Origin of the sequence: Chryseobacterium limigenitum (genome assembly GCF_900114875.1) — a bacterium.
GTDB classification, from domain to species: domain Bacteria; phylum Bacteroidota; class Bacteroidia; order Flavobacteriales; family Weeksellaceae; genus Chryseobacterium; species Chryseobacterium limigenitum.
On record NZ_FPKW01000001.1, the window covers coordinates 228,718 to 252,851 of the forward strand.

The window sequence follows — 24,134 nt, forward strand, 5'->3', positions numbered from 1 at the left end:
TTTTTCGTTCGCAAGGGCACTTCGTTCAGCAAATGATAGCAATAAGCCTTGGCTGAGTGAAACGCCTTTGCGAACGAAAAAAATATGCAGAAAATATTTTAAAAATATCCTTGCGAACCTAGCGTTAAAAATCAAAAAACAAAAAAATTGGCTGCATTTGAAAATACCGACGGATTTAAGGTCATTCAACAATGGATGGCTGATAAAGGCAATTCTCCTTTCAATTTTCAAATCGAAACTTGGCGAAAATTCGGCAACGGATATAGCGGAATGGTCATTGCTCCGACTGGTTTTGGGAAAACTTTCTCCGTTTTTTTAGCTTTACTATCAGATTTTCTAACGCATCCCGAAAAGTATAAAAAAGGATTAAAAATGATCTGGGTAACGCCGCTTCGTTCGCTCTCTAAAGATATCGCAAAAGCAATGCAGGAAGCAATTGACGAGATCGGATTAGATTGGCTCGTAGGCGTTCGAAATGGTGATACAGACCCCAAGGCAAGACAGCAACAGGTGAAAAATATGCCCGATATTTTGGTGGTCACTCCCGAAAGTTTACATCTTCTTCTCGGGCAGAAAAACCACCTTCGGTTCTTTACAAATCTCCAATGTTTTGTTGTTGATGAATGGCATGAATTGCTGGGTTCAAAACGTGGAGTTATGGTTGAATTAGGCGTGTCTCAGTTGAGAAAATATGTTCCAAAAATGAAAATTTGGGGAATCACAGCAACGATTGGAAATTTAGATGAAGCCTTGGAAACTTTAATTCCTTATAATATTAAAAAGACTAAAATTACTGCTAAAGAACATAAAAAGATTGATATTATTCCTGTTTTCCCAGATGAAGTAGAAATTTTACCTTGGGCGGGACACCTCGGACATAAATTAGCCGATAAAGTAGTTCCGATTATTTTAGAATCAAAATCTACGATCGTTTTTACGAATACCAGAAGCCAGAGTGAAATGTGGTATCAGTTGTTATTGGATGCTTATCCTGATTTTGCGGGTCAGATTGCGATTCACCACAGTTCGATTGATGCGCATTTAAGAATCTGGATTGAAGAAAATTTAAGTAATGGTAAGTTGAAAGCGGTTGTTTCCACTTCATCTTTAGATTTAGGTATTGATTTTAAACCTGTTGATACTGTGATACAAATCGGATCCGCAAAAGGTGTGGCAAGATTTCTTCAACGGGCGGGACGAAGCGGTCACTCCCCTTTTGAAACCTCAAAAATATATTGTGTCCCTACCCATTCTTTGGAATTGATCGAGGTTGCAGCATTGAAAGAAGCCGTCAAACAAAAAGTAATTGAACCTCGGGATCCGCAGGTGTTATGTTTTGATGTTTTGGTTCAGTTTTTAATGACTTTAGCGATTGGTGACGGATTTTATCCTGAAGAAACCTATGAAAGGATTAAACAAATTTACACATTTCAGGAAATTAGAGATGAAGAATGGAAAAGCATTCTCGAGTTTCTTACGATTGGCGGAAGTGCTTTAAAAAGCTATGAAGAATATCACAAAGTGGTTGTGACGGAAGATGGTTTATTTAAAGTGACCTCGCGAAAAATAGCCATGCTTCACCGTATGAATATGGGGACAATCGTAAGTGATGCGATGTTAAAAGTGAAATTTATTTCGGGTGGCTATATCGGAATGGTTGAGGAATATTTTATTTCAAGATTAAAAAAAGAAGAAAAATTTATATTAGCGGGAAGAGTGTTGGAAGTGGCGATTGTGAAAGACATGACAGTTTATGTTCGATTATCGAAAGGAAAAGCTGTGGCACCAAGTTATTTAGGCGGAAGATTGCCCTTAAGCTCTAATTTAGGGCATTTTTTAAGAGAAAAGCTATCCGGAGCATTGAATCCAAAAGCTTCTGAGAAAGAACTGAAATTTTTACATCCATTATTGGCAAAACAAGAAGAACGTTCACATATTCCGAAGGATGATGAATTTTTGGTTGAATTAATTAAAAACCGTGAAGGCTATCATTTATTTATGTACCCTTTTGAAGGGCGTTTGGTACATGAAGTCATGGCAGCATTGATTGCTTACCGAATTTCAAAACTGGCTCCAATCTCCTTTTCAATGGCGATGAATGATTATGGTTTTGAATTGTTCAGCGATAAAGAAATTCCTTTAAATGAAGAAAATTTGCAAAAAATATTAACCAGAGATAATTTGATGGTTGATGTAATTTCAAGTATCAATTCTGCTGAAATGGCAAGGCGAAAATTCCGTGATATAGCTGTAATTTCAGGAATGGTAATCCAAAATTTTCCGGGACAACAGCGATCAAATAAAGCCTTGCAAAGTTCTGCGGGGCTGATATTTAAAGTATTGGAAGATTATGATCCGAATCATTTCTTGGTAAGACAGGCCTATACGGAAGTTTTTGATATGCAGTTGCAGGAACAAAGATTGGTTGAAGCCTTTAAACGAATAGAAAAATCAAAAATTATTTTGAAATTTGCCAATACTTTTACCCCTTTAAGCTTCCCGATAAAAGTGGATAGTTTACGCCAGACATTGTCAAGCGAAAGCTTAGATGCAAGGATTAAAAAATTGATTGAACAGGCGAAGAAAAAATGAAGGAATTGTGAATTGTCAATACATCAAGAGTGAATTTATGATAGATAAATGATAAATTATGCATCAAGCTTGTCATTCTGAACAAAATGAAATGGAGTGAAGAATCTATAAACACACAGGAGATTCTTCCTTCGTCAGAATGACAAAACTACCGTCGAAATTATAGGAATTAAAATGAATTTAGCAACAAAAAATATAAACATTCAAAACGAAATTTTTACTTTAACCAATCAGCGCGCGCTGTTTTGGAAAAAAGAAAAAGCCTTGATTTTATCTGATCTTCATATCGGAAAAACAGCTCATTTCCGTAAAAATGGGATTGCCCTGGCCAATCATATCATGAAAAATGATTTAGAGCGATTATCAATTTTAATAGAATATTTTAAACCTGAACAATTTATTATTGTTGGAGATCTTTTGCATGCCGGCGATAATTCAGATGTTGACGAATTCTGTACATGGAAAAATCAATATTCAAATATAAAATTCTGTCTTGTTGAAGGGAATCATGACCGAATTTCCAAAACTTTAGTTCAAAAATTATGTCTTGATTTTAGAGCGAATCAATTAAAAATTAATGATTTTGTTTTTGTGCATGACTTTGATAAATCAATCGAAGGTTTTCAGATTACAGGTCATATTCATCCCGGAATTGTGCTTAATTCTGCAATAAAAAAAATAAGACTTCCCTGCTTTGTACAGACGGAAAATCAGTTATTGCTTCCCGCTTTTAGTGAGTTTACGGGTCTGGATACAAAAAATCTTCCGAAAGGCGGAAGATTCTATGTTTTTACGGATTCTGAAATTCATGAAATATAGATTATTCTAGTATTTTTTTCATCATTAGATCGGTCTGCTCATCATCTCCAAGCCTGAAAATATGTTTGTCGAATTCAACAAAACCATTTTTGGTATAGAAATTTACGGCTCTTAGATTTTCTTCCCAAACGCCTAACCAGAGATATAATTTTTTCTGTTGTTGAGCTATTTCCAAAGCTTTGTCGTATAATAATTGTCCAACTTTTTTACCGTGATGGCTTTTTTTAACATAAATACGCTCAATTTCAAGAGAGGTTTCATCCTGTAATTCAGTTTGAGCTTGTCCGGAATTCAGTTTTAAATATCCTACAGCATCATCTTCTTCCCAGGCGATAAAGAAAAATGAATCAGGATTATTAAATTCTGCCTTAATTTTTTCTGTGTTAAAGCTTTCTTCAAGATATTTTTTCATTGCTTCTTCCGAATTGCTTTTTGCAAAGGTTTCAGAAAACGTTTGTATTCCAAGATTTTGTAGTGTATCAAAATCTTCAAGAGAAGCTTTATTAATGATAACTGATGCCATTGATTAGATTTTTAATTAAAAAGCTATGAAAATAATATTTTCTTAAAAGCTTCAGAAGCTAAATGAACTTGTACTGCCCAATCGTCTGCTGCATCGCTTCCCGCATCGTCTGAAATGTATTTTAAACACAGAAACGGAATATTTTCCTTCATTGCAATTAATGCTAATGGATAGGCTTCCATATCTACAATATTATAATCGGTTTCAGAATGATTCATTTCAAAGCTGTCGCCGCTTCCGCAAACGCCTTCTTTTAGCTCCTGTTTTTTCAAACCATATTCCAGCACAGGCGGGATTCCGGACAAAGGCGTTTCATAAAGACTGAATCCAAGGCCTCTTACATCCATATCCCGCTGGATGAATTTTGTACAGCAAATAACTTCACCTTTATTAAAATTTTTGCTTCCTGCTGACCCCAGATTTACAATCAGTTTGGGTTTTCTGAGATGAATTTCTTTGGTTAATTCCATGGCTGCATTTACTTTGCCGATTCCTGTAACCAATTTATTTTTATCATTAAAATCTTCTCCTGCCTCAGAGTCCAAAGCAAAAACAAAAAGCGTATCGGAAACAGGATAATGAAGTTCGTCGTTTATTTTTATCATAAAATCTGAATATTAGATGCTGCAACCATCGGCATCGCAAGAGGCTCCGCCATTAGAAATATCTTTAAAAGGAACTACGGTTTCTTTATAGGTTTGTTGAAGGGCTTCTGCAAAAGCTTCTACAGGTTGTGCGCCGGAAACAGCATATTTACCATTCAGAATAAAAAACGGAACACCGCTAATGCCATTACTTTTTGCGTCTGTAATATCCTGATTTACTTCGTTATCAAACTGATTAGAGCTTAAGACCTGTCTTGCTTCTTCCTGATTAATTTCTAATTTTTCAGCAATAGAAACCAATACTTCAAGATCTCCTACATTTTTTCCTTCCAGAAAATGGGCTTCAAATAAGGTTTCTTCTGCTTCAGAAGCTTTGTTGTATTTTTTAGCTAAATGAATAAGTTTATGTGATGAAAATGTATTGGTAATTAATGCTTTTTCAAAATTAAAATCAATCCCCGACATTTTGCCCATCTGCGCTACCTGCCCAATCATTTGCTGAGCCTGAGCATCCGGAAATCCTTTCTTTTCTTTGAAATATTCGGTGGTCGTTTTTGTTTCCGAAGAATCTAAAGTCGGATCCAGCTGAAAGCTCTTCCACTCTACTTCTACCTCGTCTTTGAATGGCAATTTTTCAAGCGCCTGTTCAAAATTATGTTTTCCTATATAGCAAAACGGACACATTACATCCGACCAGATTTCTACTTTCATTTTTTCTTATTTATTTAAATATCAAATTTAGCTTAAAATTTTAGGATGCATTTACTTTTTTAAAAAACAGTATATGAGCAATCAAAGCTAATAAACCAAAAGATGCTCCAACAAAACATACGCCGTCCCACTGCGCGTACTGCCAGGCGATTGAAGCTAACCATGTTCCTAATGATCCACCAATGAAGTAAGAGACCATATATACGGTATTCAATCGGTTTACGGCATTAGATTTTATTAAAAAATAATTGGTCTGGTTCATAATGTGACTTGATTGTACTCCCAAATCAATAAGGATAACACCTACAATCAATCCCCAATATGTTTCTCCTGCAAAATACGTGAATGCCCAGCTTCCCAAAACAACTAGCAAGGAATAAGAAATGATTCTATTGATATCTAAGAATTTTTGAAGTTTCCCAACTTTCGCAGCGGCTAAAGCTCCCACAGCACCTGCTAATCCAAAGCTTCCTACAACCGACGCCCCTGCATTGAATGGCGGCTTTTCCATATGAAAGACCAACGTTGTAAACAAAGCACACATTGATCCGAAAGCCATTGCTCCACGGAATGAGGCAAGCTGTAAAATAGGCTGTGTTTTGGCTAAATGACCTACAGAACGCATCAATTCTTTATACGTACCTTTAAAATTGGGGTGCATTTCGGGTAACATTTTGTAAACAGCAAACCATACCAGAATTATCAATCCTGCAGCAATTCCAAACATGGCTCTCCATCCCCAGACATCGCCTACGATTCCGCCTATAAATCTCGATAAAAGAATTCCTAATAGCAAACCTGACATTACAGTTCCGATATTGGAAGATTTTTCTTTGTCAGATGATAGTTCGGCAGCAATAGGTATAAATAACTGAGGAATTACGGACGTTACTCCAATCAGCAGGCTCGCCGCATACAACATCCATAGCTGAGTGGCAAAAGTCATCCACAACAATGAGCCAAAAACCAAAAACAGATCAATGAGGATTAGTCTTTTACGGAAAAATTTATCTCCCAATGGAACGATCATTAATAATCCGATCGCGTATCCGATTTGGGTAAGCATAGATATTCTGCTGGCTGCACTTTCAGAAACATTCAAATCTTTCGAAATGAGTCCCAATAAAGGCTGATTATAATAATTGTTGGCAACTACAAGTCCGGAAATAATGGCCATTAGCCAGATCACAGTACGCGAAATACCTTTGGTAGCGTTCATCTGCATAGTAAAAATTTACTTCAAATTTAGTTATAGAATTCTTGACTTTTGATGTATTTTAAATTGTTAATGATTAATTATCAGATTAATCAAATCAATCAGAAAAAGGATGTCTTAATTTATTTCAAAATTAAATATCCAATTGTTTCTGAAACTCCTCCAAATACCGTGCAATGTGAATTCCATCTGCCAAACCGTGATGTGCTTCAATAGAAACAGGTAAGAATTTTTTACCATCGCGGATACTGAATTTTCCGAAAGTAATTTTAGGTACAGATTCCGTTTTATCTAGAGGAGTCGGATGAAGCAATGCGGTGAAAGAGTTCCAGGGAATAGTAGAATGTCTGATTAAGTCTTTACCCAATTCTCCGTTATTCATTCTGATTCCTGTAGAATTTTGTACCCCTTCTATTTCGCTTTGTAATCCGGCATTGAAAACATCAAAATCTTTGGAAAAATGGATGAACGCAAAACCAAAAGTCCCGTCTGCCCTTCCAATGGTTGTTCCTGCATGAATTTCATTAAACTCAACAACATTTTCATCAAGAATTCTTAATCTTAATTCATACACAGAATTTACAGCAACCATTGATTTATGAAGGTATGAGGCAAAAAAAGAATGACCTTCGTCTTTAGCTTTTTGGAATGCTTTTGTACAGTCTACCTCAGTTGTAAAACCAAAATAAGGACTTGCCATTCTTGAGAAAAATTCGAAATGTTCTTTTCTGTTCCAGTTTTCTAAGTCAATGATCTTCATTATTGTCTTCATTTATATTTGTGCAAATTTCAGGAAGTTTTATGATTTTAAAAAATTGCAGGAGCAGAAAATTGTATTATACAATTGCCGTGATTACAGATTAACAGAGTTCATAAAAAAGAGAGCATTGAGCTCTCCGTTATTTATAAAATAGGTTTGAAAAATTAATACTTTTAAGAAATAGATCTCGATTCCAGAATTATGAAATAAGCAATACGTTCCTTTATCAGCCATTTTCCGTTTAGATATAAATATTGGTCATCATATTTTACGCTGTAATCAGTTAAAACATCCTTTCCTTCGACTTCTCTAATCATTTTGATTTGTGAAAAAGAGATACCTGTAGCAGCATCACCATTTATTTTTACCGTGTGCTGTCCGTTTAAAGTAAAATAAGTTTTTACCTGCGAAGCATGAGCATTAAAATCTTTTTCCATATTTTCTCTTCCCGAAACGTTGGATACCAAATTACCATTCATATAAACATTGTATGAAAGATCGGGTGTAAATAGATCCATCACTTCCGATATCTTTTTCTCGTCACCTAAATAAGCATAATCATCGATCAGATTTCTTAACTCTTCTTTGATTTTTACAATTTCTAATGTCATAATTTTATTGTTTTTATTACATGACAAAATTATATTATATTTGATTACATTTTATTAGTGGTTACTAAAAGGTTAGTAACTAATATAATCCTAACTCATGAAAGAATCAAAAGAAAATCAAATAGATAGCAAAGCATTTACAGAAGAATGCAACACTGTTTTAATGGCAGTTTCAGATGCGTTATATGCAATTGGCGGCAAGTGGAAATTAATGATCATCATTGCAATGGCAAGAGGAAACAAACGTTTTACCGAAATTCAGAGACAGGTAAACGGAATTTCAGCAAGAGTTCTTTCAAGCGAACTTAAAGAGTTGGAGCTTAACGGATTTATCATTAAAAAAGTAGAAGTTGGCTATCCCGTAAGTATTGAGTATGAGCTACTACCCTACAGCCAAACGCTGGAAGAAGTGGTTGGAGCTATGACAAGATGGGGAATGCAGCACCGCGAGAAAATTAAAAGCGAAATGTCTTCCGGGAAATCTAAAAAGGAATAAAAAAACTCGCAACTTTCATTACTGCACGATTTTATTTTTTTAATTTATTCAATTAGATTTACTGATTCCCAAGTTTTCATTGATATATAAATTCGGATAATTAATCAGTTTTGAAACAAAAGATGAAATCTTTGCATCTTTGCGATTTTCCAACAAGACGGTATTATTTTAGAAGCATAAGTAATCGTTTTTACCGATGATTTGTATCGAAAAAAAACGTTTTCCAGATTAATAAATTATCAGGAAATTTGTACAATGAAGATCGTACCAATAAAAGAAGGAAATTTTTCGGCAAGTAAAACTAAAGATTTTACCCTTTTAACAGAAGAAAATTTTGATGTTGTTAAAGGAATAAAAATGTCTATTCAACCCTTTTTGATCATTACTGAAAATGACTTTATTCTTTTAGATACTGGTATTGGATGGAAAAATGAAACCGGAAAAACTGTCATTTCTGAAATTTTTGAGCGGGAAAATATTACCCGTCATCAGGTCACGAAAGTCCTGCTTTCGCATCTTCATAAAGATCATATTGACGGGATTATTACGAACACAGAAAATGGCTATGAGGCCACTTTTCCCAATGCGGAAATTTATATTCAAAAACGGGAACTTGATTTTGCGATGCAGAATAAAGGCAATCATTCGTTTGATTTTGATATCTTGGAAAAGTTTATTCAATTGCCCAATATCGTTTGGATGAATGATAATCACGGACAAATAAATGAAGAGATTTCATTTGAAGTTGCTGGCGGCCATACCCCATTTATGCAGGTTTTTTGGATCCGAGAAAATGGTGAAACTGCTTTTTACGGAGCAGACGATCTTCCGCAGGAATCTTATCTAAAATATCACGTTGCTTATAAAAGTGATTTTGATGGCAAAAAAGCAAGTGAATTGAGACAAAAATGGGAAAAAGAAGCCATAGAAAATCATTGGAAAGTATTACTCTATCATGATTTAGATAAAGCTATTGTGGAGTTTTAATTAAAAAAATGGTTTAAATATCATTAAACCATTTATAAATATCTAATTCTGAAGGAATATTTAGTTTTTTTCTTATTCTGTTTTTTCGGTTCTGAATTGCTTTTGGCGTCACATAAGTGTATGTAGCAATTTCCTTAGTTGTAAGATTAAGTTTTAAATAAATACAAAAAATAAGTTCCGAATTTTTAAGATTAGGCTGTATGGAAGATATTTTGTCAAAAAAATCAGGATATGCTAGCCTGAATTTATTTAACAGACGGGGCGAATTTTCTTTAGCTAATGCGATGATTTCGTCTTGAGCTAAGAATTTTTGATTTAAATCTTCTAAATTGAACTCAGGTTTTTCGTTTTTCATAATAATTTTCTCATCTCTACAGTACTTTCTGTTGCCGGTATACTTATGATTTTAAAGTTCAGCTTCAGAATTTAATTTGTCATTTTGATCACACATACTTCAATCGATAATTTTAATAAAAATTAGGAACTGAAGTATATTAACAACGTTTTTTTAATTCAACTTTAGCTTCCAATAAAGCTATTTTCTTGTCTTGATACTATTTTCTTAATATTTGCATTTATGCTTAAAATTATTCTTAAAAAGAAATCCAAGCAAAGAATTTATAATTGTAGACAAAGAAAGAAAAAATGATTAAAATTTTACTGAATTGAAATACCACATACATACCACGCGACACCATTAGACAGTCTATTTTCACTGTTTTTTATCAAGTTTTCTAAAATCGATTTTATTTTAATTGTTAATGGTCAAATATACCATATTATGGTATTGACTTTTTATGACCTTAATCAATGTTTTCTGTTTTTTCAAATTTAATTGAATCCTTAAAAATGCTGAAATTGAGAATTTGTGGTACTTGTGTGGTATTATTTTTGGTTATTATTGATGAAAATTGTTCTTTCTTTATTTTTTGATAGAGAATTTGACTGTATTGGACTTGAAAAAGGTATCGATGATATCCTGAAGATGGGCAATAGAAAAATTTTTATTAAAACTATCAAAACAGTTAATATTATGAATGTCAATTTTTTTGAAGGTCATTTGTGGACCGCGAGGAAAATAGAAAATACATATGTTGTACGGTTAAAAAATCTTGCAAACATAATAGAAGGATTGACTGATTTTGTTCTGGATCAAAAAATTATTCATGGAAAAATAAAAGGTATAGGAACGTTAGCAGAGGTTACGTTGAACTTTTTTAATCCTTCAAAAATGAAAAATTTTAATATAAAATTTGAAGAAAAGATAAGTTTTTCCGACATCTTTGGAACTATTTCTGAAATTGACGGAGCGCCAATATTTCGACTTGAAACCACACTGAAAAGAGAAAACCACACAACTTTAGCCGGACATCTTTTAAGCGCCAGAATAATTGGTATCAATGAATTCTTTTTTTATCCTTTAGAAACGGAAATTATTCAGTTTAAAAGTGAAATATTTAGGCTTAATTAATTTCATTAAAATATGATTTTTCCTTTAAAATTTAAGATAAAAAAAGCACTCAAAAATTCTTAATTTTGTTTTCAATTTGATTAAAGTCCGGCTATTCAAGGAATGATTATTTTCTGGTTTATTTTTTCTGTTTTTTCAATCATACAGTGGGGGGGAAAGCCATTCATATAATCTACAGTGTAATCTTCAATGATATAATTATGATTATCGCCTAATTTTTCTTGGAGACTGTTAATCAACATTTTTTCTATTTTGTAACCAGAATCAAAATAATAGAACCTAATTAGATTGGTTTCAGCCGATTTTAGATTTACGGTTAATTTAAGAGATGGCTTTTTGCTTTTTTCTTTCTCAAAACAAAATATAGAATATTTATTTTCACCAAGTTTTTCAATAATGATTTTATTGATATTTAATTTACCATCTAATGAATATTCTTTAAAATCTGTAAAATTAATTTCACCTTTATTAGTTGAAGGATTAAACCTATAAAAAGCAAGTTTGTTTTCTTGATGTACAAAGAGCCTACCATCTATATTATTGTATAAAAGCCTCTGTTTATAAAGATAAAACGACAATCGAAGACAAATGGTCACCCATGGCCAACGCGTGGTTTGAAGATGGAAAAGACGATCCTAAAGTCTCAATTATCCGTGTAGAGCCAACTGAAACCTATTATTGAGACACGAAAGTTGGAAAACTGGTAAGCCTTTTTAGTTTCGTAGCCGCAGCCGTTACAGGAAAAACAACTGATAATTCCGATGGCGTTGAAGGAAACGCAACTATTTAATTAATAGAGAAATTGCAATATAAAAAGCAGTGAAAAATTTTTCACGGCTTTTGTTTTATTATGGAATTTAATCGATATGCCTGATGATTGAGCTTTATTATATAAACTACTCCACTTCAAAAACAGCCTGTATTTCCACAGAAGAATTTACAGGAATTGATGATGCACCTAATGTTGCTCTTGCGTGCTTTCCTTTATCTCCGAAAACCTCAACGGTAAGATCTGATGCAATATTCATCAAATCGGCATGTTTTGTATAATCATCTTTCGTATTGAAAATCCCCGTCAACTGTACGCATTGTTTTACTTTACTTAGGTCTCCGCCAACAGCTTCTTTCAAGACAGATAAAACATTCAGCATGGTTGCTTTTGTAGCATCTTTTACCTGTTGTTCATTAACATCAACGCCCAATTTTCCGGGATTTAAAATTTTTCCGTCTTTCAAAGCAACCTGATTAATAAAAACCAGATTTCCTGAACGTACAAACGGTTTATAGTTTCCTGCAGGTTTTGGAACTTGAGGAAGAACGATATTTTTTTGTTTTAAAGTTTCATTAAAATTAATAGACTTTTCAATAGTTGCTATTGCTTTTTTAGCAAATGTTCCCTTTAAAGCCAATGCTACTTTGGCAAAATTTTTCCCTTGAAGTTCTGCAAGATTTCTTTCGTCTTTTGTTGGTCTTTCAACATCTTTCAAAGAAGCCATGCTGGTTACTCCCAAGACTGTATTTCCTTGGGGAATCGCCTTATTGATGCTTTCTGTCCCACGAATTCCGTTAGAAACCATTACCATTCCATGAACGGTAAGACTATTCCAAAAAGCCTGCAAAGCCAATTCTTTCCCGGCTCCGCTTCCGGCAGACATGAAAACCGTTGCGGGCATTCCTTCCAATGAATGGTTGGTCCAAAGATTAACTGTTTTAGATAAGAATTCGCTCATTCCGGTGCTTATATTTCCGAAATAAACGGGTGAACCAAAGGCAATTCCGTCATACGTTGGAAGTTCTTCCACCGTTGCAACAGGAATATCTTTTAATTTTTGATTTTGAGATATTTTCACCTGCTTTATAATTGCTGTTGCATTTTTGTCGCTTTCAATTCCTTTAGCGATTTCTTTTGCCAGTTCGTACGTTCCGCCATTGTCTGAATGGATCAGAACCAATACTTTAGCTTTATCTTGTGCCATGATGTTTGTGATTTGTAGTAATAAGAGTAATACAAAAAGAGAACCTAATTTTTTCATTCTGAATAAGATATATTTTTATAATACAAATTTAGTAATGACGTTTTTATTAAATTTGCCAAAAACTTTATGCAGAACGACAATATAAAATGTGGTTTAACCGAACACAAGGAAAGTCATTTTATAGACACCATCGAAAAAGAAGCTTATGTTTGGTGCGAAGAAAACTGGAAACATGACGATTACGAGCATACTCACAAACGTGCGCAATTAACATACGTGGAAGAAGGCTACCAATATTTTCATATTGATCAGACGATCTATCTCGTTCCGCAAAATCATGTGATCTGGATTCCTTCAGGGAAACCTCATCGCATTACTTCCGAAGCGAAGACGGTAAAATTGATGCTTTTTTTGTTTAATTCTTCCTTTAAAGAAGATTTTTATGAACATGTTCAGGTCTTTGCCATTCCTCCGGTGTTGCGGGAAATGCTTTTATACGCCTCAAAATGGAACAAAATTTTAACCGAAGATGAGGAGCAGGATATATTTTTTAAAGCTATTTTAAAAAGTCTTCCCCATTTTTGTAAGGAAAGCAATTATCTGGAAGTTCCAGTTCCGACTGATATCCGACTGATACCTGTTTGCAACTATATCAATTCAAATTTTAAATATAATCTGAACATTGATCTTTTAGCTGAAAAAGCACAAATGTCGGTAAGAAGTTTACAGCGGATTTTCAAACATGAAACGGGAATTACGCTTCAAAAATATTTACAATTGATAAGAATTCTAAAAAGCGTTGAATTGATTGATATGAAGCAGTTTACACTGAGCGAAGTTGGTTTTAAAGTTGGCTATCAAAGTCTTTCTGCTTTTACCTCTTCTTATTTTTCAATTATGAAATCAAAGCCAAAGAGTAAAAAATAAAGCCATAAAATGAATTATGACTTTATCATTATATATAAATATTTAAAGTGGTCAGATTAAAAAAATTATCAATCTTTATTTAAGAATTAATAATTGATTCATTTCGCTTTTAAAGCATCCTAAAATAAATTCTGTGTAATATAACTGAGCATTCAGAGCTTGTGTTTTAGGGTGTAGTTCTAATTTTTTGGTGAGAACAATTTCACCTTTATATGAAAATGAAAAATAAGCGAAAACTTTATACAATGAATTGCGTATTGGCGTGCAGTAGCCTGTTGTGGCGATCGACCAGTCGGATTCAAAGAGTTTGGCAACATTTAAAGCCATAGTTTCTGCAATGTTTTCTGAGACACAATCGGATTCTTCTGCTTCGTCTGAATCAATGCTTAATAATCTTACTTTTTCGGGTAAAGTGTAAGCTGTCATTCCGCCTTTATAGAACAATGAGGCGTTGGGCATTTGTGAAAAAGCAAGTTGAAGGCATCCGGAAGTTACGCTCTCGACAACTGAGATAGATTCATTAACGCTTATTAATGAACGACTGATATATTCGAGTAAATTTTGTTGAAATTTCATAGTAATTAGGTTTAAGTGATGGGTTTATACTGGTGTTTTAATTTAAAATTTTAATGAGCATCAACTCATTTTCGGGAACCTTTACTTTTTAATTTCTTTTTATACTTGGTGTTTTATTGATTATTTTTAATCATGGACTTTCATAAATTTTTCAAAATAATGCAGATCATTTTTCCTCCTGATTGAAAGATAAAAAAGAATCCGTTCCGGCTCACGCTTTCCGATATTGTCAACATCATCAAATTGTGCAATCAAAGCTCTTATATCTTCTGTTTTTTCTCCACTTTCTGAAACTACAAATAATAGAAAAGCAGTATCTTTTATTTCTTTTGCATAGATAACAGCGTGATTTTCAAACCAATTTCCGCTATTTATAATTTTAGTGAAATGACTTGCTTCCAGTGATTTTAATATTTTCTGATGATCCATTTTTTCAGTATTCATGGTTAAAACAAATCAGATAGATCTTTACATAATAGGTTTTTAGAGCAACTTCATCTCTCTCTATTTTCATCAAAACCGATGATAATTCAACACTGCAATTTATGCTAATATATTTCACTTTCTTATGACTTGGGTCATATTCTTAATATAAAATTTTTCGGTTTACGATTTTAAGGAGACTTTCTTTTTCCATTCTTTTCAGCACTCTAATAACCGTTTCTACACGCAGTCCGGTTAGGTTGGCGATCTGCTGTCTTGTGAGTTCTATGTGAAAACAGTGCTGGCAATCATCTTCATAATAGCTTTTTAAATATTCCATTAATCCCTTTAATCTCAATACAGGATTGGTAGAAGACATATTTTGCGTCATTAAGATTTTATAGTAAAGTCTTTGTGAAAGACAGGCATTCATTCCTAAAGATATTTCGGGATGAGTTTTTAGCAATTCCAGAAAATTATTTTTAGGAACTCTTATAATTTTGGACGGTTCCAAAGATATTGCATTCATGGGATAAAACTTTTCCAGAAAAAGCATAGAATCTCCAAAACTCTGGTTTTTACCAAAAATATTCTGAATAAATTCTTTACCGTCATCATTGTAATTATTGAGTTTTACTTTTCCTTCCTCAATCTGAAAATAATAAAGCGCATGGTCTCCTTCTCTGAAAATTATTTCTCCTTTTTTATACTCTTTAGTCTCTGCATCAAATGAGCGAAGAAGCTCCATATCGATGTTCATACAGCTTACGGTTTTCATATTTACTGGTTTTTAGTCACTTAGTTTCTATTGTGAAATTTACATTAAGTTTTTATCAATCAATGATTTTTTTTCAAACAAATTTTAAACCATATTTGATATTTTACCTTAAAAAAAGGAGTAAAATCATAAAATACGCCCCGTTTATACACATAAACGGGGCGTATTTGTAATTAATTTAAACTTTTAGAATTGTTATCGTTAATTATTTTAATGAAAAATTTTATTTTGCGAACTTTTTTGTACCCGCCACACAAAGAATAACTCCAATGGTTACACCCAACATTCCCATACTTACAGGTTCGTGAAGAAAATATGCGGCCAATGCCAATCCGAAAAACGGCTGTAATAATTGTAACTGACCGACCGTTGTAATTCCGCCCTGAGCGAGACCTCTGTACCAGAAGATAAAGCCGATAAACATACTGAATAAGGCAATATAAGCCAGACCAAGCCATCCTCCGGTAGTTACAGTCTCGATATTGTTGGGAAAATAGATAAAAAATAAAGGAACCATTAAAGGTAAAGCTAAAATCAAAGCCCATGAAATTACCTGCCATCCTCCCAAAGTTTTTGAAAGTTTAGCACCTTCAGCGTAGCCTAATCCGCATAAAACTACCGCTGCCAACATTAAAATATCGCCAATCGGAGACGCTGAAATCCCTTGAGAAACGGCATAACCAATGACTAAAAGGCTTCCGATAATTGAGAAAAGCCAAAAAACAGGATGTGGCCTTTCTCCTCCTCTAATAACTCCGAAAATTGCCGTCATTAAAGGTAACATTCCTAAAAAAACAATAGAATGCGCCGATGTCACATATTGTAAAGCCAATGCCGAAAGCAAAGGAAAACCAATCACACAGCCTATAGATACTAAAGCTAAAGGAAGCAGCTGATCTTTTGTCGGTCGCTTTTCTTTGTAAATTAGAAGTACTATTAAAGCAAGTAATCCGGCAATCGCAGCGCGGGCAATTGTTACAAAAATAGGATTCATATCATTCACAGCCAATTTGGTTGCAGGCATAGATCCGCTGAACAAAAGAACTCCTATGAAACCGTTGATCCAGCCATTAACTGTTTGATCTTTTGATATTGTGTCTGTCATCATTTTATTTTTGGTTTTATTTAATGTGTCAAAATTATAGAAGTTAATTCAGTAAGCACAGTCTCAGTTTTGTATATTTGTATGAGTACAGTTAGGAAATATGAATAAAGAATTTTTATACACAGAAATAGCCAACGGATTCGCTTCTCAGATCAGAAACGGAATTTTAAAAGCAGGAGACAAACTTCCGTCTGTAAGAATTTTATGTAAAGAACATCAGATCAGCATGAATACGGCAAAACGTGTTTTTCTGGAATTGGAGTCGATGTCCTTAATAGAATCAAAACCGCAGTCGGGTTATTTTGTAAGTCAATTGCTTTCAATTAAACTACCTCTTCCCGAAGTGAGCCGACCTTCGCTGATCGCCAATAATAGTGAACCAGATGAATTAATCAGCAAGGTCTATGAAAATATGGGAAAAAATAATCTTACACTTTTTTCTATTGCTATTCCGTCGGGAGATCTGCTTCCTCAAGCGAAACTTAAAAAAGAGATCATCAATGCAACAAGAGAGTTAAAATCCGGCGGAGCTGAATATGAAGAGCTTCAGGGAAATTTAAAGTTAAGAAGAATGATCGCTCTAAGATCGCTGTCTTGGGGAGGAAATTTTAATGAAAATGATGTTGTTACAACAAATGGCGGGATGAATGCCTTATCTTTTTGTCTGATGGCTTTGGGAAAACCCGGAGATACGATTGCCATTGAAAGTCCCTGTTATCCGGGGATTTTGCAGTTGGCGGCAGGTTTTGGCTTGAAAGTTTTAGAATTGCCCACCCACCCTGCTCACGGTATCGAAATTGAAGCTTTAAAAGAGGCAATTCCAAAAATTGACATCTGTTTATTAATCCCAAATTTCAATACACCGTTGGGAAGCTGTATGTCTGATGAAAACAAAAAAGAAGTCGTAAAACTTCTCGCAGAAAATAATATTCCTTTGATTGAGGACGATGTTTACGGAGATCTTTATTTTGGACAAAACCGTCCGAAATGCTGTAAATCTTTTGATAAAGAAGGAAATGTTTTGTATTGCAGCTCGATTTCAAAAACATTGGCGCCGGGTTATCGTGTTGGATGGATTGTTCCCGGAAAATATAAAGAGAAAATTTTAAAGTTAAAACTACTCCATTCTACGTCATCAATATCGATTGTAAATGAAGCCGTTGCTAATTTTTTAAAGACCGGAAGATATGAAAAACATCTTCAACAGATGCGAAAAACCCTGCAAAATAATTATCAGAATTATGTACAGACCATCGCAGAATCTTTTCCTGAAGGTACAAAAACCAGCCGGCCACAGGGCGGACTTTCCCTTTGGGTTGAATTTGATAAAAAAATTAGAACAACAGAACTGTATGATCTTGCAATAAAGCAAAATATAAGTATTGCACCCGGAAGGATGTTTACGCTACAGAATCAATTTGAAAATTGTATGCGACTTTGTTTTGGTTTGCCCTGGTCGGAAGAAATTCAATTAAAATTGAGACAGATTGGAAGTCTGGCGAAGAGAATTAGTTAATTAAGAGAAATATTTACAGTTATTTGTCATTCCGGAGGAATCTAAACAAAGCAATTAATTCTCTTTATTTTAGAGCTTGGATTCCTCCGGAATGGCAAATATTGCGTTTAATTTAATGTGAAATTTTTAACCTACTTGTTGTCCGGAACGAAATTTTTCCTGGCCAATTCTTTTCTTACACGGCTTAAGCTTTCAGGAGTGATTCCCAAATAGGAAGCAATCATCCATTGCGGGACTCGAAGTAACAAGTCCGGATACATTTTGACGAACTTCATATATCTTTCTTCAGCAGTTTCGCCCAATAAAGAATTGATTCTGTCCTGAAGACTTTTTATGTGTTTTTGAACTAAAATATCACTTTTTTCAAGACTGTTCGGGAACTCTCCTGCCAATTTACTAATAAAATCAGGATGTAATAAAAGTACCTCGCAATCTTCAATAGCCTCTATGTAGTAAATTGATTTTTCGTTGAAATAAAGACTGCTTCGGTCAGAAATCAGCCAGCTTTCCGGAGCGAACTGTATAATGTGTTCTTTTCCATTTTTATCAATAGAATACATTTTCAGAAGCCCTCTTTCAACAAAATAGATGTGTCTGCAAACTTCTCCGTACTGTAAAATAAACTGATTCTTCTGAATTTTCTTTACTTCATAGTGCAAACTGCACATATTCACTTTTTCAAGCGGAACATTTAAAACTTTAGATAAATAATTATTAATATTTTTCATTAGAGAATCTGGCTTAAAGATATATCCTGATGCGAAGCGTTGCTAATTGCTTTACCGTTTTCTATGACGATAAATTGGGGACTTTCATGTCTTACTCCCAAATCTTCTGCTATTTTATTGGAGATTGGTCTGTAAGCCAACAAATCTAAGAAATACAAATCTACTTTTTCATCGGTATTTTCTATTTCTTTTTCAAAGTTTTTCAATACTGTTTTACTGATAAAACAACTTGTAGAATGTTTGAATATCCCGATCTTGTGGCGAGAAGAATTTTCAATAGCCTTTTTTAAATCTTCCTCAGATTCTATCTTGTTCCAAAAAGATTTTCCTTCTTGTTTTTCTTCTTTTCCGCCAAATATTTTATCAAAAAAACTCATACATTAAATTGTTTAAGGTGATGATTAAGATGTTTATACTCTAAAAAGCCCCAGTCTTTTTCTTTCATTTTACCAAAAAGCCTGTGCTGATGAGCCAATTGATGGTTTTCAAATGCATACCAATAATCATCCAGTGCTTTCAGAAGACTTTTCTTTGCTTCATCAAAATCACATTCAAAATTAACGATTAGTTTTTGAAAAGTAGGCATGTTTCGGGGAATTCCGTTATTAAAAATTTGCATCTCAAATTTTGTGAGAATACCTACCGCAGAAAACAGAATATTAATTTCAGGAAGAATGATTTTTTGTAAAGCAACCTGAAGAACGAGATCACAATGTTTCAGCATTTGGGCAGCAGACATTTGTCCCCATTTTCTGAGAGAATTTTCATTAAGATTAGAGATTCTATTAATGATTTCCTCAAAATAAATCCGATTGTGAAGACTTTTTTTTACCAACCTTTTTCTTTCTTCAAATTTTCAATATGAGCAAAATGATGGTTGCAATGCCAGACATAAAGAGCAAGATAATTTCTAAGGTCGTAGTCCTGGTTTTGTTCAGGATGATGAAAAGTTCTTTCAAACTGTTTATTGGTAAGTGTTTTAAGCAATGCAGCCCATCTCTGATGCGTTCCTTTTATCATTCTCATTGCAGGTTTTATCGGCATATTTACGCTGTCCTGAAGTTCTGCCCATTTCGCTTCATCATAAGGTCTGATGGTTGGATTATCTTCCGTTAATGCCAATTTAAGACGGATAAAACTGTTGATATGGCTGTCTGCGATGTGATTCACAAGTTGTCTTACCGTCCAGCCACCTTCTCTGTAGGGAGTATCTAATTGGTCGTCAGAAAAGTCTTCTATTAGTTTTTTAAGCTTTTCGGGGAAATTTTTGATGACTTTAATATATTCATCAAGTTTAATATCACAGATGTTTTCAGGCTGTTGGTACTCACCTATCGGAAATCTTTTCTGTTCTAAATTGCTCATCCTATTAATTTTAATTTTTAATGTTGCCGTTTTGTCCGATCATTAATTTTTTGGACAGTTTTTGAATTTTGCTGTTTGCTAATTTATCAAAAAATCGAGAATTTAAAATGAAAAAAGCGTTAATTGTATTTATTACAATTAATAAAGTAAGAATCTATAATTTACTTTAGTAAATGCCTTTAACCACAAAAGAAACAAAAGCTTTTTGGATATCTAACCAATTTTTAATTATCAGAAAACAAAAGTTCTCAAAAGAATAAAAATCAAAGATTTTTAAGCTAATGTGTTCTTGCTTGCAGTTTGTTAATTAGCTTAAAATACTAGTGTGCTGATCTTTTGTACCTTTTGTGGTTAAATTAAAAAGCTCCAATTCTATCAAAATTGAAGCTCTTATTATTTAAATTAAAGTATTAATAACCATGTAAATCAATACCTTCTGTTCTTTGTAAAGTTACTTTCTTACCCATTTTCTTTTGAATGACTCTGAAATGCTGTAACTCATCATCAGTCAGAATATTAATGGCAGTCCCTTTTTCGCCTGCACGGCCCGTTCTACCGATCCGGTGAATATAATCTAAAGGTGAACGCGGTAATTCGTAATTGATCACACAAGGCAAAGATTCAATATGGATACCACGACCGATTAAATCTGTAGCAACCAAAATCTGGGCTCCATTTACTTTAAATTCTTCCAAATTATTTCTACGCGCACCTTGCGATTTCTGACTATGAATGGCTACTGCTTTTATTTTATTCTTTTTTAGTTTTTCAACCAAATTATCTGCAGATTTTGTGGAGGAAACAAAGATCAAAGCCTTCTCAACCTTCTTTTCTTTAATTAAGTAACGTAAAAACGGACCTTTATTTTCCGGAGAAACGTGATAAGCCAATTGCTCGATATTATCAATTTCAACTTCTTCTTTTTTAATCTCAATCAGTGTAGGATTGATTGATAAACGTTGTTTCATTTCAGAAACTTTATCATCTAAAGTCGCAGAAAACAGTGTTGTCTGTTTCATCACAGGCATTTGAGCGAAAAGTTTATTCATTTCTTCACCAAAACCTAACTGAAACATTTTATCTGCTTCATCAATCACCAAATGCTGGATTCCTGAGATACTCAACGCTTTATGATCAATCAAATCTAATAAACGGCCGGGCGTTGCAATAAGAACTTCTACCCCAAACATTCCTTTCATCTGCGGATTGATGGAAACTCCGCCATAAACTGCCATTGTACGGATTTCACGCTTCAGATTGTCTGTAAATGCCCTGAAAACTTCATCAATCTGAATTGCCAGCTCACGTGTAGGAACCAATATTAAAACCTGAATATTACGATCTTTTTTAACCTCAGCATTTTGTAATCTCTCTAAAATAGGCATCACAAAACAAGCCGTTTTTCCGGAACCGGTCTGCGCGATTCCCATCAGATCTTTTCCCTGCAAAATAACAGGTATCGCCTGCTCCTGAATCGGAAACGGCTTCAGATAACCTAATTTTTTAACAGAATGAATAATATTGTGTGATAATCCTAACGATTCAAATGACATAAAAATACTTATTTGCTGCAAAGATAAGCTATTGGTATTTGTTTTATATCCCGAAAGTGAAATAGTGATTGTTTTTATAATTAAACAAAGATCCTGTTTTGTTGGAAAGGCGCAAAGGTTTTTAATTTTGATAGTGTTTTAAGGCGCAAGAAAATCAAAGATTTCATCTATAACGGTACAAATTTTATCGTAGATAAAATCCTTGCGTCTTAAAAACATGGTTGTTAATTATAATTTGCGCCTTTGCGATTAATAACCTTTTTTAAATAAAATCTCAGGCAAAAATTATCAATCTAAATGCCGTTTTGTCCGATAATTAATTTTTGGACAAATTTTTGAATATTAGTTTTTATATATTTATCAAAAATTCGAGAATCTAAATATGAAAAAAGCGTTAATAATAGTAGATGTACAGAATGATTTTTGTGAAGGAGGTGCATTGGCAGTTCCGGGAGCTAACGAGGTTATTCCTTACATCAATCTTCTGATGGAAGAAAATGAATATGATCAAATTGTTCTTACTCAGGATTGGCATCCTGCAAATCATAAAAGCTTCGCTAGCAACAACGGACAAAAAGTTGGCGAAAGCATTATTTTAAACGGTGTTCCGCAGTTTATGTGGCCGGATCATTGTGTTCAGGGGACTTTTGGAGCAGAATTTCATAAAGATCTGAACAGAGATAAAGTAACTCACATCATTCAAAAAGGAAAAAATACTGAAATTGATGCTTACAGCGGTTTTCAGGATAACAATCACTTTATGAAAACCGGTTTGGACGATTTCTTAAAATATCATGAAATTCAGTTATTGGAAATTGTAGGTTTAGCGATGGATTATTGCGTAAAATTTACGTGTACGGATGCAGTAGCAAACGGTTATGTAACGTGTCTGCATTTCAACGGAACACGTGCTGTAAACGTAAAACCGGATAATGCAAGAGATGCTATTTTTGAAATGCTTCAGAAAGGAGTAACTGTTTTGGGATAATTTTATATAAAATTTATTCATAAAATAAAAGGCTTCGACTTCGCTCAGCCTGACATTGGATAAACTTACAAATAGTATTAGGATTGTCAGGCTGAGCGAAGTCGAAGCCTTATCAATATAGATTCTTCTCTTTGGTTAGAATAACAAATACACATAAAAAAGACGTTGAAAATTAATTCAGCGTCTTTTCTATTTTTAAACTTAAAATTTAGCTTAATTAAAGCATTTTCAAGTTGTTCACTTCCTGTTCTGTTAAAATTCTCCAGTGTCCTCTTTTGATATTTTTCTTCGTTAATCCTGCAAATGTTACTCTGTCAAGAGCTTCTACTTCATATCCTAATCTTTGGAAGATTCTTCTGATAACACGGTTCCATCCGATGTGGATCTCGATTCCGATCTCATTTTTAGGCTTACCTTCAATGAATGAAATCTGATCAACCGTAGCAATCCCTTCATCCAAACGAATACCTTCAACGATCAGTTTCATGTCTTCATTGGTTAATTTTTTATCCAATGTTACATGATAGATTTTTTTCGCGTCAAAAGATGGGTGCGTCAGTTTCTTCGTCATGTGTCCGTCATTTGTTAAAAGAATAACACCCGTTGTAGAACGGTCTAATCTTCCAACCGGGAAAACACGGTACGGAGAAGCATTTGCCACAAGATCCATTACTGTTTTTCTTGCTTTATCGTCTTTTGTAGTAGAAATATAACCTTTTGGCTTATTTAATAGTACATAAACAGGCTTTTCAGGAGTAATGTTTTGTCCGTCGAAAACTACTTTATCAGTTTTTTCAACCTGGTAACCCATTTCAGTTACTACTTTCCCGTTTACTTCAACTAAGCCTTGAACAATCAGCTCATCAGCCTCTCTTCTGCTACAAATCCCTGAGTTGGCAATATATTTATTAAGACGAATCGTATCTTTATGGATATCCTTTTCAATCTTATTTAATCTTCTTTTCTGTACAAAAGATTTTGCTCTGTCTTCATCTCTGTCGCTTCCGGTAGAAGGTCTCTTGCCGTACTTTAAGCTGCCTCTTTCGTATTTACCTCTTTTGTTGTCTTTGGTATCAGGATCTCTTGGTCCACCTCTTTTAGAAACAGGTTTACCACCAAATGTTTTTCTTTCTCTACCTTCGTTTTGTGAAGTAATGTAAGGTTCTCTGCCAGGTTTTGAGCTGCGATCTTCATCACCACGGCTTTCAAAATTTGTATCACCTCTCCTAGAATCAGGTTTGTTAAAAGGTCTAGAGTCGGTATCTCTATCACTTCTGCTGAAAGGCTTTTTCTCAAATCTTGAATTGCCATTTTCATCTCTATCTTTTTGGCCAAAACTCTTGTCACTACTTTTAGAAAAAGGTTTTTTGAAAGGTTTTGATTCTGAAGAATTTCCAGATTTAGGAGC

At 33.9% G+C, this 24,134-nt stretch carries 28 protein-coding genes; 9 read left to right on the forward strand and 19 right to left on the reverse strand.

Features of this window, described 5'->3' with window-relative positions:
* Window positions 1-147 precede the first annotated feature (147 nt).
* Together BT156_RS01080 and pdeM are read left to right on the forward strand one after the other, a co-directional pair.
* A complete protein-coding gene (locus tag BT156_RS01080; RefSeq protein WP_139255388.1) occupies window positions 148-2,592 on the forward strand; it encodes a ligase-associated DNA damage response DEXH box helicase in 2,445 nt (814 codons plus the stop codon).
* Window positions 2,593-2,766: 174 nt separating this feature from the next.
* Entirely contained in the window at window positions 2,767-3,411 is a 645-nt protein-coding gene (pdeM, locus tag BT156_RS01085) for a ligase-associated DNA damage response endonuclease PdeM (protein WP_072406369.1), read from the forward strand.
* A 1-nt stretch (window position 3,412) separates the two neighbouring features.
* Here the strand turns inward: pdeM and BT156_RS01090 are convergent, their stop codons facing one another.
* The 6 genes from BT156_RS01090 to BT156_RS01115 all read right to left on the reverse strand — a co-directional run bounded on the left by BT156_RS01090 (window position 3,413) and on the right by BT156_RS01115 (window position 7,837).
* The gene (locus tag BT156_RS01090) at window positions 3,413-3,934 is read right to left on the reverse strand and encodes a GNAT family N-acetyltransferase (RefSeq protein WP_072406371.1); all 522 of its coding nucleotides are present in this window, start codon (window positions 3,932-3,934) and stop codon (window positions 3,413-3,415) included.
* 23 nt (window positions 3,935-3,957) lie between these two features.
* On the reverse strand, window positions 3,958-4,539 hold the full coding sequence (locus BT156_RS01095) for a 5'-methylthioadenosine/S-adenosylhomocysteine nucleosidase family protein (RefSeq protein ID WP_072406373.1): 582 nt from the start codon (window positions 4,537-4,539) through the stop codon (window positions 3,958-3,960).
* Window positions 4,540-4,551: 12 nt separating this feature from the next.
* Window positions 4,552-5,250, reverse strand: coding sequence for a DsbA family oxidoreductase (locus tag BT156_RS01100; protein WP_072406375.1), 699 nt, complete (start codon window positions 5,248-5,250; stop codon window positions 4,552-4,554).
* A gap of 40 nt (window positions 5,251-5,290) precedes the next feature.
* Window positions 5,291-6,475, reverse strand: a complete 1,185-nt coding sequence (locus tag BT156_RS01105; protein ID WP_072406377.1) for an MFS transporter — start codon at window positions 6,473-6,475, stop codon at window positions 5,291-5,293.
* Window positions 6,476-6,599: 124 nt separating this feature from the next.
* Window positions 6,600-7,226, reverse strand: a complete 627-nt coding sequence (locus BT156_RS01110; protein WP_072406379.1) for a chloramphenicol acetyltransferase — start codon at window positions 7,224-7,226, stop codon at window positions 6,600-6,602.
* Window positions 7,227-7,399: 173 nt separating this feature from the next.
* Window positions 7,400-7,837 (reverse strand): nuclear transport factor 2 family protein, encoded by a 438-nt coding sequence (locus BT156_RS01115; RefSeq protein ID WP_072406381.1) that lies wholly within the window; start codon window positions 7,835-7,837, stop codon window positions 7,400-7,402.
* Window positions 7,838-7,934: 97 nt separating this feature from the next.
* On the opposite strand from BT156_RS01115, the gene BT156_RS01120 reads away from it, so the two are divergent.
* Both BT156_RS01120 and BT156_RS01125 read left to right on the forward strand, forming a co-directional pair.
* Window positions 7,935-8,333, forward strand: coding sequence for a winged helix-turn-helix transcriptional regulator (locus BT156_RS01120; protein WP_072406383.1), 399 nt, complete (start codon window positions 7,935-7,937; stop codon window positions 8,331-8,333).
* 255 nt (window positions 8,334-8,588) lie between these two features.
* On the forward strand, window positions 8,589-9,320 hold the full coding sequence (locus BT156_RS01125) for an MBL fold metallo-hydrolase (protein WP_072406385.1): 732 nt from the start codon (window positions 8,589-8,591) through the stop codon (window positions 9,318-9,320).
* Between the two features lie 13 nt (window positions 9,321-9,333).
* Here BT156_RS01125 and BT156_RS01130 read toward each other — a convergent pair whose 3' ends face one another.
* Window positions 9,334-9,675, reverse strand: a complete 342-nt coding sequence (locus tag BT156_RS01130) for a helix-turn-helix transcriptional regulator (RefSeq protein ID WP_066758475.1) — start codon at window positions 9,673-9,675, stop codon at window positions 9,334-9,336.
* Window positions 9,676-10,353: 678 nt separating this feature from the next.
* On the opposite strand from BT156_RS01130, the gene BT156_RS01135 reads away from it, so the two are divergent.
* The gene (locus BT156_RS01135; protein WP_072406957.1) at window positions 10,354-10,791 is read left to right on the forward strand and encodes a PPC domain-containing DNA-binding protein; all 438 of its coding nucleotides are present in this window, start codon (window positions 10,354-10,356) and stop codon (window positions 10,789-10,791) included.
* Window positions 10,792-10,886: 95 nt separating this feature from the next.
* Here BT156_RS01135 and BT156_RS01140 read toward each other — a convergent pair whose 3' ends face one another.
* The gene (locus tag BT156_RS01140) at window positions 10,887-11,369 is read right to left on the reverse strand and encodes a hypothetical protein (protein WP_072406387.1); all 483 of its coding nucleotides are present in this window, start codon (window positions 11,367-11,369) and stop codon (window positions 10,887-10,889) included.
* Here BT156_RS01140 and BT156_RS22315 point away from each other — a divergent pair.
* The gene (locus BT156_RS22315) at window positions 11,336-11,473 is read left to right on the forward strand and encodes a pyridoxamine 5'-phosphate oxidase family protein (protein WP_228429944.1); all 138 of its coding nucleotides are present in this window, start codon (window positions 11,336-11,338) and stop codon (window positions 11,471-11,473) included. The two genes, BT156_RS01140 and BT156_RS22315, sit on opposite strands and share 34 nt — an antisense overlap.
* Before the next feature lie 214 nt (window positions 11,474-11,687).
* Here BT156_RS22315 and BT156_RS01150 read toward each other — a convergent pair whose 3' ends face one another.
* Complete coding sequence (locus tag BT156_RS01150; RefSeq protein ID WP_394332842.1) at window positions 11,688-12,767, reverse strand: Atu1372/SO_1960 family protein; 1,080 nt, start codon at window positions 12,765-12,767, stop codon at window positions 11,688-11,690.
* Window positions 12,768-12,893: 126 nt separating this feature from the next.
* Between BT156_RS01150 and BT156_RS01155 the strand changes: the two genes are divergently transcribed.
* Window positions 12,894-13,694, forward strand: coding sequence for an AraC family transcriptional regulator (locus BT156_RS01155; RefSeq protein WP_072406391.1), 801 nt, complete (start codon window positions 12,894-12,896; stop codon window positions 13,692-13,694).
* Between the two features lie 75 nt (window positions 13,695-13,769).
* On the opposite strand, the gene BT156_RS01160 is transcribed toward BT156_RS01155, so the two are convergent.
* The 4 genes from BT156_RS01160 to BT156_RS01175 all read right to left on the reverse strand — a co-directional run bounded on the left by BT156_RS01160 (window position 13,770) and on the right by BT156_RS01175 (window position 16,579).
* Complete coding sequence (locus BT156_RS01160) at window positions 13,770-14,270, reverse strand: CinA family protein (protein ID WP_072406393.1); 501 nt, start codon at window positions 14,268-14,270, stop codon at window positions 13,770-13,772.
* A 126-nt stretch (window positions 14,271-14,396) separates the two neighbouring features.
* Window positions 14,397-14,714, reverse strand: a complete 318-nt coding sequence (locus tag BT156_RS01165) for a hypothetical protein (protein ID WP_072406395.1) — start codon at window positions 14,712-14,714, stop codon at window positions 14,397-14,399.
* Window positions 14,715-14,856: 142 nt separating this feature from the next.
* Window positions 14,857-15,471, reverse strand: coding sequence for a Crp/Fnr family transcriptional regulator (locus BT156_RS01170; protein WP_228429917.1), 615 nt, complete (start codon window positions 15,469-15,471; stop codon window positions 14,857-14,859).
* 223 nt (window positions 15,472-15,694) lie between these two features.
* Window positions 15,695-16,579, reverse strand: a complete 885-nt coding sequence (locus tag BT156_RS01175; RefSeq protein ID WP_139255389.1) for a DMT family transporter — start codon at window positions 16,577-16,579, stop codon at window positions 15,695-15,697.
* Window positions 16,580-16,676: 97 nt separating this feature from the next.
* Here BT156_RS01175 and BT156_RS01180 point away from each other — a divergent pair, with 97 nt between their 5' ends.
* Window positions 16,677-18,092: an aminotransferase-like domain-containing protein gene (locus BT156_RS01180; protein ID WP_072406397.1), complete on the forward strand. Its 1,416-nt coding sequence runs from the start codon at window positions 16,677-16,679 to the stop codon at window positions 18,090-18,092.
* Window positions 18,093-18,223: 131 nt separating this feature from the next.
* On the opposite strand, the gene BT156_RS01185 is transcribed toward BT156_RS01180, so the two are convergent.
* From BT156_RS01185 to BT156_RS01205, 5 genes are all read right to left on the reverse strand, one after another.
* The gene (locus tag BT156_RS01185; RefSeq protein ID WP_072406399.1) at window positions 18,224-18,820 is read right to left on the reverse strand and encodes a Crp/Fnr family transcriptional regulator; all 597 of its coding nucleotides are present in this window, start codon (window positions 18,818-18,820) and stop codon (window positions 18,224-18,226) included.
* Window positions 18,820-19,197, reverse strand: a complete 378-nt coding sequence (ytxJ, locus tag BT156_RS01190) for a bacillithiol system redox-active protein YtxJ (protein WP_072406401.1) — start codon at window positions 19,195-19,197, stop codon at window positions 18,820-18,822. The genes BT156_RS01185 and ytxJ overlap by 1 nt, the downstream gene beginning before the upstream one ends.
* Window positions 19,194-19,655, reverse strand: coding sequence for a DUF1569 domain-containing protein (locus BT156_RS01195; RefSeq protein ID WP_228429920.1), 462 nt, complete (start codon window positions 19,653-19,655; stop codon window positions 19,194-19,196). Before BT156_RS01195 ends, ytxJ begins: the two co-directional genes overlap by 4 nt.
* Window positions 19,649-20,185 (reverse strand): YfiT family bacillithiol transferase, encoded by a 537-nt coding sequence (locus tag BT156_RS01200; RefSeq protein WP_072406403.1) that lies wholly within the window; start codon window positions 20,183-20,185, stop codon window positions 19,649-19,651. Before BT156_RS01200 ends, BT156_RS01195 begins: the two co-directional genes overlap by 7 nt.
* Window positions 20,186-20,595: 410 nt before the next feature.
* The gene (locus BT156_RS01205) at window positions 20,596-21,738 is read right to left on the reverse strand and encodes a DEAD/DEAH box helicase (protein WP_072406405.1); all 1,143 of its coding nucleotides are present in this window, start codon (window positions 21,736-21,738) and stop codon (window positions 20,596-20,598) included.
* Window positions 21,739-22,120: 382 nt separating this feature from the next.
* On the opposite strand from BT156_RS01205, the gene pncA reads away from it, so the two are divergent.
* Window positions 22,121-22,726, forward strand: coding sequence for a bifunctional nicotinamidase/pyrazinamidase (gene pncA / locus BT156_RS01210; protein WP_072406407.1), 606 nt, complete (start codon window positions 22,121-22,123; stop codon window positions 22,724-22,726).
* A gap of 217 nt (window positions 22,727-22,943) precedes the next feature.
* Here the strand turns inward: pncA and BT156_RS01215 are convergent, their stop codons facing one another.
* Window positions 22,944-23,882, reverse strand: coding sequence for a pseudouridine synthase (locus tag BT156_RS01215; protein WP_072406965.1), 939 nt, complete (start codon window positions 23,880-23,882; stop codon window positions 22,944-22,946).
* Window positions 23,883-24,134: the final 252 nt, after the last annotated feature.